Here is an 8,680-nt window from a genome sequence, read left to right as displayed (position 1 = left end):
CTTTCAATGTATTACTATCGATAATAATCAACAAGACTAATGTTCCGGCGGATCTGCGCTCCGCCGGAATCGAATATAAGGATCTCCTGATCCGCTCAAACTACTGCTGTTTTACGAAAGTAAGTAAGGAAAAGCAGATGCAAAAGCGCAATCAGGCCTTGCGCAATTAAAAATTAAGGAAGTTAGTCTTGCAGTTGACGTGAAGCAATAAAGGCACATGGCTTTAACTAATGTTCCGGCGGAAGTAATCGGATCTCAGATCCTGATATTCCATTCCGGCGGAGCGCAGATCCGCCGGTACATTAGCAACGTAGTGCTTGCGAAAAAAGACAACAAAGCATTTGGATTTTTCACTCTTAACTTTTCATTCTTCACTTAAACACGTACTACGTTTGCATATGACTTTAACTTCTAGCCAACTCCGTTGGCGATAACTTCTTTAACTACTTTAACTCCTGACATAGACATTACGGAATCCTCGTTCCGACCCAATTATGACTCCACCTTAAAGCATGGGCATGCTTTGCGTGGGTTTAGGTCATGATGCCCTACTATAAGGGCTTTAGGAAACAGACGGTGCATTCTCTCTACTAAAGATTTCAAGGCTTTGCGCTGGGCTTCAGTCCTGGTGTCGGCCGGCTTGCCGTTGGCGTCAAGTCCGCCTTCGTAGCAGATGCCGATAGAGTGGGAGTTATGGCCTTCGCAGTGCGCCCCGACCTTTTCTATGGGTCGTCCGTCGTGCACGGTGCCGTCGCGTGTGATATAGAAGTGATATCCGATATCCCTGAAGTGTCTGTGCATGATATGGTCGCGCCGGCACTCCTCAAAGCTCAGGCTCCTCCCTTCGGGAGTCGCCGAGCAGTGAATGATGATAAGAGTAATTGTTCTCATCGGTCATGTAAGTTTACATACAACTCTGTAAGCCGAAAGCTGCGGCTACGGCCGACAGCACACTGATTACAGTCTGAATAATAATCTTAAAGATAGTTTTCTTCTGGTCGTTCATATTTATTATAAATTTAATATTAAGTTAAAGAAAAAGAGCCCCTCCAAACCTCCCCGTGGGGAGGCTTCAAAGTGGCTTCTTTTCGTCACTCTGCGTAGAGCTGTTTTCAATCCGCTTAAACTATCGCAGTATTACGAAAGTGAAAACTTAAGAATGAAAATTCATATGTCTTGTGGGTTCAATTCAACCATGAGTTAAAGTTAGAGTCAACGGCAAACATAATGCTTGCGAAAAGGACCTACAATACAATTGGATTGACTAACGTCAAACTCTGTTTTTTCACTTTTCACTTAAATTCCTCCTCCTTCGCCGGTGTCAGTTACCGAGTATTTCGTGAGCTGTTTCACCACGGCGTCCTGTTTCAGGGTAGAGGTTGAGAGGTTACCGGTGGCACGTGCGCGGAGTTTCAGACCGCTGACATATTCAGCCACGTTGAAGGCGGCAACAGAGGCGGCACCCTTGCTCCTTATACCAACGGAGAATATCGCCAGGTCGTCCAGCTTAACGTTCTTGCCGTCGAGCAGCAGTTCCTTGATACATGCAATCATGTCTTTCAGCACACCGTGTATAACTCCGGGCGAGTAGGGAGTGTTGTGAGTAGACATGTGCTTGGCAAGCATCTCCGTGTCGTAAGTCTCGTCGCACACGGCGCGGGCGTACCATAGGTTATACCCCGTGTTGCCTTCCATCTTGTTCTGATACAATTTGTAACGAATCATAGTTTTTAAGTTTTAAAGATTAATAATACGATTATAATTCACAATTCATAATTAATTTACCCGTTCTTGTCAGTAGTTAAAGTAGTTATAGTAGTTATCGCCAACGGAGCTGGTTAGTAGTTAGAGTCAAATGCCTTGTTGATTCTTCTCGCAATCACTACGTTGGCTATTGTGCCGGCGGATCTGTGCTCCGCCGGAAAGGAGTATCAGGAACCAACGGTCAGCGTAGCTAATTATCAATCCGCTTACTTCCTGTTTCACAAATTAGCTGCGCCGAACTCCGTTTCTTGTCAGGAGTTAGAGTAGTTAGGGTAGTTATCGCTCACTAAGGTGAGCTGGTAGTTAGAGTCAAATGCATTGTTGATTCTTCTTGCAACTACTACGTTTGCTAATGTGCCGGCTGATCTGTGCTCCGCCGGAAAGGAGTATCAGGATTTTCAATCCGCTTACTTCCTATTTCACCAATTAGCTTATGCTGAACTTCTTTTAGCTTACGCTGAACTACGTTTCATAATTATCAATTTGCTGAACTTTCTTTTGCAAAGATACAACACTGCTAAAGTCAGAAATGAGATAATGTGTAAAATGGTGAGTTACAGTGACTTAAAGTTACATAAACCTTTGCTTATCTCGCAATTTTTTCGTATCTTAGCTACATAATAACAGTCCCCGTTGCCGCAGGCATCTCACGCCTTTCTACGGAGCGACGGAGTCTTTAAGTCAAAGCAGATATGGAATGTTTCAAGATACGCACATACGGCCGCATGGAGCTTGCCCAGGCTTACTGCCCCGACATGAATCCCCGTGCCGCCTATCATAAGCTCTCGTTATGGATAGACCGCTATCCTAACCTTCGTGAACAACTCGCAGCCATAGGCGCATCGCCAAAGTCGCGCACCTATACGCCCGCACAGGTAAAACTGATCGTAGAGGCATTAGGGGAACCGTAGTGCGCAAGCAGGCTTGCGCAATTAAAAATTAACAGTTAAAAGTGAAAAATCCAATTGCTTTGTTAGGTATTGTAATTGGGAGTTAAAGTAGTTATAGTAGTTATCGCCAACGGAGTTGGCTAGTAGTTAAAGTCATATGCCTTGTTGATTCTTTTCTTTGTAATAGAATTGATAATAAACGACAATGCTATTGTGCCGGCGGATCTGCGCTCCGCCGGAATTAAATATAAGGATCTCCTGATCCGCTTAAAATACCGCTGTTTTACGAAAGTAAGGAACGGAGGCTATTGCCAATGCATTGCAATTGATAATAACCAACAAGGCTATTGTGCCGGCTGATTGTACTACCTTTGCTAATTTTAAATAAGCTAGGATGCTGTTCAGCAATAAAAATAAAAAAATATGTTTTTTCATTTTGCATTGCTCTCACCTTTCATTATCTTTGCAGTGTTAATATTCTAAAGATATAATAATACTTGCCGGAGATGAAAAATCAATTTAGGGATATTGAACTGTCTAATTTCAGGGGATTTGACCATATAGAGATAAGCGCTCTGTCAAAAATAAACGTTTTTGTAGGTGCCAATAATGTGGGGAAAACCTCTGTACTTGAAGCTGTATTCATGCTTGCAGGTATGTCGAATCCGTTTATTCCTACACGAGTAAATTATTTGAGAACTTTGTCGGCTGTAAACGCAGATTTGAACAATGCAAGATACTTGTTCCATAACATGGATTTTAATAATGCACCCTTGTTGCGGGCAAGTATAGGTGACGGCGTAAGGCGTCTTACTTTTTCACCAATAATGAGGGGATCTGACGAACCATCCAACGGAACGTCAATCCATTCTGATATAATACGTCTTGACTTTAAGTTTGATACGAACCTAACGGGTGATTTCAATTTCCAGTCAGCATTGTTCCTCGGGTCTGATGGTAGCCTCCAGCAGACGATAGACAATAGGTATACGGAAGGGTTGAACTGTCTTTTTATTTCTACAGACAAGAATGACGGAAATGCTACAAATAATTTTGCTTCGATAGTGAAATATAACAAGAAGCAGCTTGTTGTCGAAGCCTTGCAGGATTTGGATCCTGCTATAGAGACGATAGAAGCGCTGCCCGACGGACTTTACTTGAAACTCCGCAATATGTGCGAACTGTTGCCTATAAGTATGGCTGGCGACGGAATCAGGCGTATGATAAATATCATATCCTCAGTATTCGTAGAGAATTATAATATTCTGTTGGTTGACGAAATAGACAATGGCATGCATTATAGTGCGCACAAACTGCTGTGGAGTGCCATTATGAAGTTTGTTGTTCGCCATGATATCCAGATGTTTGTTACAACCCATAATATCGAATGCCTGCAAAGCCTTGCTAATGCGATGAAAGAGGCTCCTGAGTTCCAGGCGGTAGCAAATGTATATAATATAGCCAGAACTGCCAAAGAGGGATTCCAGGCTTACAGGTATTCTTATGATGAACTGAAAGAGGCGATAGACAACGAAATGGAAATAAGGAGATGATGAGGAGTAATACTATTTTTGTTGAAGGCGTTGCCGACGAACGGTTTATATGGCAGTTGGCAGAACATCTTTTTGGAGATATTTCAGAACGGATAAATATAATCAAGACTAATGGATGCTCCAATCTTATGTCACCCAAGAAGCAGACAGCATACATCAACCAGATGAAAAGAACATCTGCCGACAATGGGGTAAATCTTGTCATCTTCGACGCAGACGATGATTATGGCAAGAAAAAGGACGAGCTTGTAAAATGGAAGGAACAAAACAATGTGGATTTTCAATTGTTCCTGCTTCCAGACAACAGTTCTTCCGGCGAACTTGAAGACTTGTTGGAGCTTGTCATAAATCCTGAGAACCAACCTGTTATGGATTGTTGGAAAACTTATGAAGACTCTCTGAAAGAAATCGACTTGCCTTGGCGGAATGGGCTACCCCTTACAATACCTGCAAAGAAAACAAAGATATACGCCTATTTGGAAGTACTGTTGGGGGCTTCCGAATCAGAAAAGGAGAAAATCAAGGAGCGTGAAAGGAATTATCTTGACAGCAACCATTGGAATATGGATGCTGAAGCCATGTCAAACCTCATAGATTTTTTGAAGATAAATTTAGAGTAGAGACACGCACAGGGCAATAAAAACAAGTGCTTAAGCAGGTTTAATACAACATGATAATGACAAAATAGGAAGTAATCGGACAGTTCTGGCGAAAATTAAAAATTTAAATGTCTAAGCGAGTTTAAAACAACAATATAATGACAGAATTGGAAGTAATCGGATCGCAAATTAGCTACGCTGACCTTCGGTTCTTATACATTATTCCGGCGGATTAATTCTATTGATTGTCGGCTGCTCTCGGCATAACCAAATGAGATTTGCTTCTGCTCTCACTTGCACGACAATTGCAAATCAGCCGGCACAATAGCCAACGTAGTGCTTGCGACAATAATCAACGAAGCATATGACTCTAACTCCTAGCCAACGCTGTTGGCGATAACTCCTATAACTACTTTAACTCCTGACATATACATCATAGAATCTTCCGTTGGCGATAACTACTATAACTTCTTTAACTCCTGACAAGAAGCTCATGGAGCACAGATCTGCCGGCACAATACAATTGGCGAAACAAAAGCCTCCCCACGGGGGAGGTTTGGAGGGGCTCTTATTTTTCCCTTTCTACCACCATATACATCCGTCCCCGACTGGTTGTTTTCTGTTTAAAGCCAAGTTTTTTCATGGCTACGCCCACTTTGATGGTCGAGAGGGCACGTTTGATGAAGATGTTGATATGCTCAATGATATTCGTGGCGTTCACCAGCTTATACGGCTCGTTCTCCAGCGGCAGCCTGTAGTAGGTCACTATCAGCTCCTCTTCAACGTTAGGCACCTCGAACGACTTTATGTGGCGCGCCATGGTGTTAATCTCCGACCCGTTAAACCAGTAAGCCATGCCGCTGCGCCATAGTGCCAGCGCCTGACTGTATATGCCCTGGTAGTCATACCTCACGGTGCGCGGGTCGTCTATATAGTCAGCCTCAAAGGGCAGCCAGCGGCGGTTGCCCGTCTGATCCGTCAGAAACTGCATGTTGTTGCCCGTGCCGCAGAACGAGGCTATGTGCGCCCTGTTCTCCTTATACCTGCTGTAAGCCGCCCTCTCGTTTATCGTCTTCGTCGTTACGAGAGCCTTCAGCTGGTTCAGTTCCGGTGTGCGCATCGAGTCGATCTCTTCAAGACAAATGATAGCATATTCCGCCAGCGACAGCCTGTCGTCCTTCGTCATCGTGTCGCTGTTGGTCTTAGTATAAAAATACGGCCGCAGCTCTTCCGGCAGCAGATAGTTGAAAAACGTGGTCTTGTATATGCCCTGACGGCCTATCAGCACCATTATCACGTTGTTCACCACCTCCTTGTCGAGCAGCGACGCCACCATGGCCACGAGCCATTTTCTGAAACACATGTCAAACAGGCCCTGCGGGTCTTCGGTGTCATCCCATAAGTCGCCCTTCCTGACGTGTACCATAGCCGTCAGCGTGCCTATATGGTCAGTGGTGCCGTCCCATTCGGGCAGATTGTCAAAATACTCTTTAAACGGGTTCCATTCAGCCACGTAGTCAGACAGAATCACGTTGTGCAGGTCGATGCTCCTTACGTGCAGTCCTGCCTTGTTCATGGCCGACCACAGCGAGTTCTCCAGCCTGTCGGTTACTTCCAGCCATCTGTCGCTGCCTTCTGTCTTATATTCAGTCTTGCGTGTAATCACGTTAAACCTGAACGCTGCGTGCTCATCCAGAAACTTCTCGATAGCAGTTATGTCCACGCCCTTGGCGCGGTCGTTGGCATCGCTTTTCTCAATCTTCTGCACCATCATCGAGGCGTGTTCGGCAGTGTGGGCAAAGCACGACTTCATTATCGCCCTCACGCTTGTGCTGTCATAGTCGCTGAAGCGCTCCACAGCCCATTGCGTGGCTTCGTCCTCGTTCACGCCGAGTCTGTTGAGATAATAACCCGCCTTCGACACATATCTGTTGTATGAACCCTTGCAGTATCTCACGCCCTCGCGTTCCAGCTGCTTCTCTACAGCTCTCACGGCACGCTCAAGCGTAGTGTGATATTTTCTGTCGGTGCCCTTCTTTGCGGCAGCCTTCTTTTCAGGCAGCTCAATCGCTATAGGCTCGCTGTTCGTGTTCAGCGTCGCCTCTGCGTCATGACATATCACCGACAGCCGTCCAAGGTTCTTACACTGTCCGTCGGCCTCGCATCCCAGCAGGCGTGCGAAGTATTCGTTGCCCGTCTTGAACGCTGCGCCGTATATGGTGCTCATCTCGTTGGTGGTCATCTTGTCGGTCTGTCTGGTGCCCTTCACCTCATATCTGAACAGCACCCTCAGTCCGTTGCCCGATATCGTCTTATACACCATCATGGCATGTCCGTCGTCAGTCAGTGTCTTTCTGGCGCTCTCTACGTCTGCCACATGGTCAAAGTCGCACATACCCACGCCTGTCAGACAAACAAAGTTCTCCGGCCTTCTGCCGCCGTCGCATATCACGGCAGGCGTAAATGCCGGCATATGTTTCTTTATCTTCTGGGCGTCATCCTCCAGTTTGCAGCTTTTATAGTATCTGTATTTCTCGGTGTTCTCTGCCAGTGTACCTGTGGTAACGATGTTAAATATCTCTTGCCATTCAATGCTCCGGCATTCCTGGCTGTACATGTTTTTGAAGATAGTAGATTGCATATTATTCTTTTAGATTTAGTTTTTTGCCACGCAGACTGTCTGCGATGGCCACAAATATATAACAACATTTTGTAGCATTAACAAAATTGTCCCCACGGGGACAAAAGTTTTTAAAAGATAGGAAATTTATAAATAAAGACACAAAGGAGAAGCTCTACAAGGCTATTGTGCCGGCTGATTTGCACGAGTTGTTGAGCATAGCGAAAAATCCGACGGTAGATATTATCAGAACCGAAGGTCTGCGTAGCTAATTTTCAATCCGCTTAAAATACCGCATATTTAAGTGAAGAGTGAAGAACGAAGAGTGAAAAATCCAAATGTCTTGCTATGAAAAGAATCAACGAAGCATTTGACTCTAACTCCTAGCCAACTTGTTGGCGATAACTTCTTTAACTCCTTTAACTCCCGACTCGAAAGCACATATCCGCCGGAACAAAGGTTAATGCTAACTTATAGCCCGAAGGGCTACACTTCAGTAACCGTGGGTGTGGCACCCACGGCCTGTAACAATGCTCAACTATGAGCACCCGAAGTGGTGCTATATTGTAGCAACTACCGGACATAATAGCAAACAAGGAAGCAGGCTTGCGCAATTAAAAATTAAGAAAGTTAGTCCTGCAGCAGACGCGAAGCAATAAAGGCACATGGCTTCCTGTGCTATTGTCATCGGGAGTTAAAGTAGTTATTGCTCACAAAGATGAGCTAGGAGTTAGAGTCAATAGCAAACGCAGTACTTGCGAAAAGATCCAGCAAAGTATTTGGATTTTTCACTCTAAATTCCGCCAGGCATTTTTCACTTTTAATTTTTCATTTTTAATTCACCCTGTTATAGGGTGGTAACCTTCTCTATAAACTCCTTACGCGCGCGCCCGAGGATTATAAGTGTTAATATCCATTTTGGATGAGACAAAAAACAAATATTATATAAAAGTTACGAAACCTACTTACCACCCTATCACACCCTGGTGCCTGTTTTGTTGCGATTTCAGAACTTTTGTCGAGCATAAGGCGTTGATAATAAATGATATAAAGTGCTTAGTGATGGCGTGGAGTATATCACTGCAACCTTACAGGCAAGGTTGTCACTTTTATGCGAAAATATGCCGAAAAAAGCGAGTAAAAAAACGTTAACAATGTTAATATCCAAATTTTGGATGACAAAAATTAACATTCATTATATATTGAAAATCGACTAAAATGTGCAAAAACGTGATAAGGTTACAGTAAGGTGAT

At 44.3% G+C, this 8,680-nt stretch carries 7 protein-coding genes; 3 read left to right on the top strand and 4 right to left on the bottom strand.

What is annotated here, in order from left to right; translation table 11 throughout:
- Window positions 1-492 precede the first annotated feature (492 nt).
- The 3 genes from ACU52_RS13140 to ACU52_RS13135 form a co-directional block, all read right to left on the bottom strand.
- A complete protein-coding gene (locus tag ACU52_RS13140) occupies window positions 493-891 on the bottom strand; it encodes an N-acetylmuramoyl-L-alanine amidase (protein WP_053399120.1) in 399 nt (132 codons plus the stop codon).
- A gap of 13 nt (window positions 892-904) precedes the next feature.
- Complete coding sequence (locus tag ACU52_RS15925) at window positions 905-1,006, bottom strand: smalltalk protein (protein WP_021853815.1); 102 nt, start codon at window positions 1,004-1,006, stop codon at window positions 905-907.
- A 290-nt stretch (window positions 1,007-1,296) separates the two neighbouring features.
- Window positions 1,297-1,725: an HU family DNA-binding protein gene (locus ACU52_RS13135; protein WP_021853816.1), complete on the bottom strand. Its 429-nt coding sequence runs from the start codon at window positions 1,723-1,725 to the stop codon at window positions 1,297-1,299.
- A 731-nt stretch (window positions 1,726-2,456) separates the two neighbouring features.
- On the opposite strand from ACU52_RS13135, the gene ACU52_RS13125 reads away from it, so the two are divergent.
- From ACU52_RS13125 to ACU52_RS13115, 3 genes are all read left to right on the top strand, one after another.
- On the top strand, window positions 2,457-2,675 hold the full coding sequence (locus ACU52_RS13125; RefSeq protein WP_021853817.1) for a DUF4248 domain-containing protein: 219 nt from the start codon (window positions 2,457-2,459) through the stop codon (window positions 2,673-2,675).
- 485 nt (window positions 2,676-3,160) lie between these two features.
- On the top strand, window positions 3,161-4,207 hold the full coding sequence (locus ACU52_RS13120; RefSeq protein WP_053399118.1) for an AAA family ATPase: 1,047 nt from the start codon (window positions 3,161-3,163) through the stop codon (window positions 4,205-4,207).
- A complete protein-coding gene (locus tag ACU52_RS13115) occupies window positions 4,204-4,827 on the top strand; it encodes a DUF3226 domain-containing protein (protein ID WP_053399117.1) in 624 nt (207 codons plus the stop codon). The genes ACU52_RS13120 and ACU52_RS13115 overlap by 4 nt, the downstream gene beginning before the upstream one ends.
- Before the next feature lie 547 nt (window positions 4,828-5,374).
- Here ACU52_RS13115 and ACU52_RS13110 read toward each other — a convergent pair.
- Complete coding sequence (locus ACU52_RS13110) at window positions 5,375-7,447, bottom strand: VapE domain-containing protein (RefSeq protein WP_053399116.1); 2,073 nt, start codon at window positions 7,445-7,447, stop codon at window positions 5,375-5,377.
- Window positions 7,448-8,680 lie beyond the last annotated feature (1,233 nt).

It is taken from the genome of Xylanibacter rarus, from assembly GCF_001275135.1.
Taxonomy (GTDB): domain Bacteria; phylum Bacteroidota; class Bacteroidia; order Bacteroidales; family Bacteroidaceae; genus Prevotella; species Prevotella rara.
The sequence above is the reverse complement of the archived record's forward strand: the minus strand, read 5'-3'. Positions and strand labels throughout refer to the sequence as shown.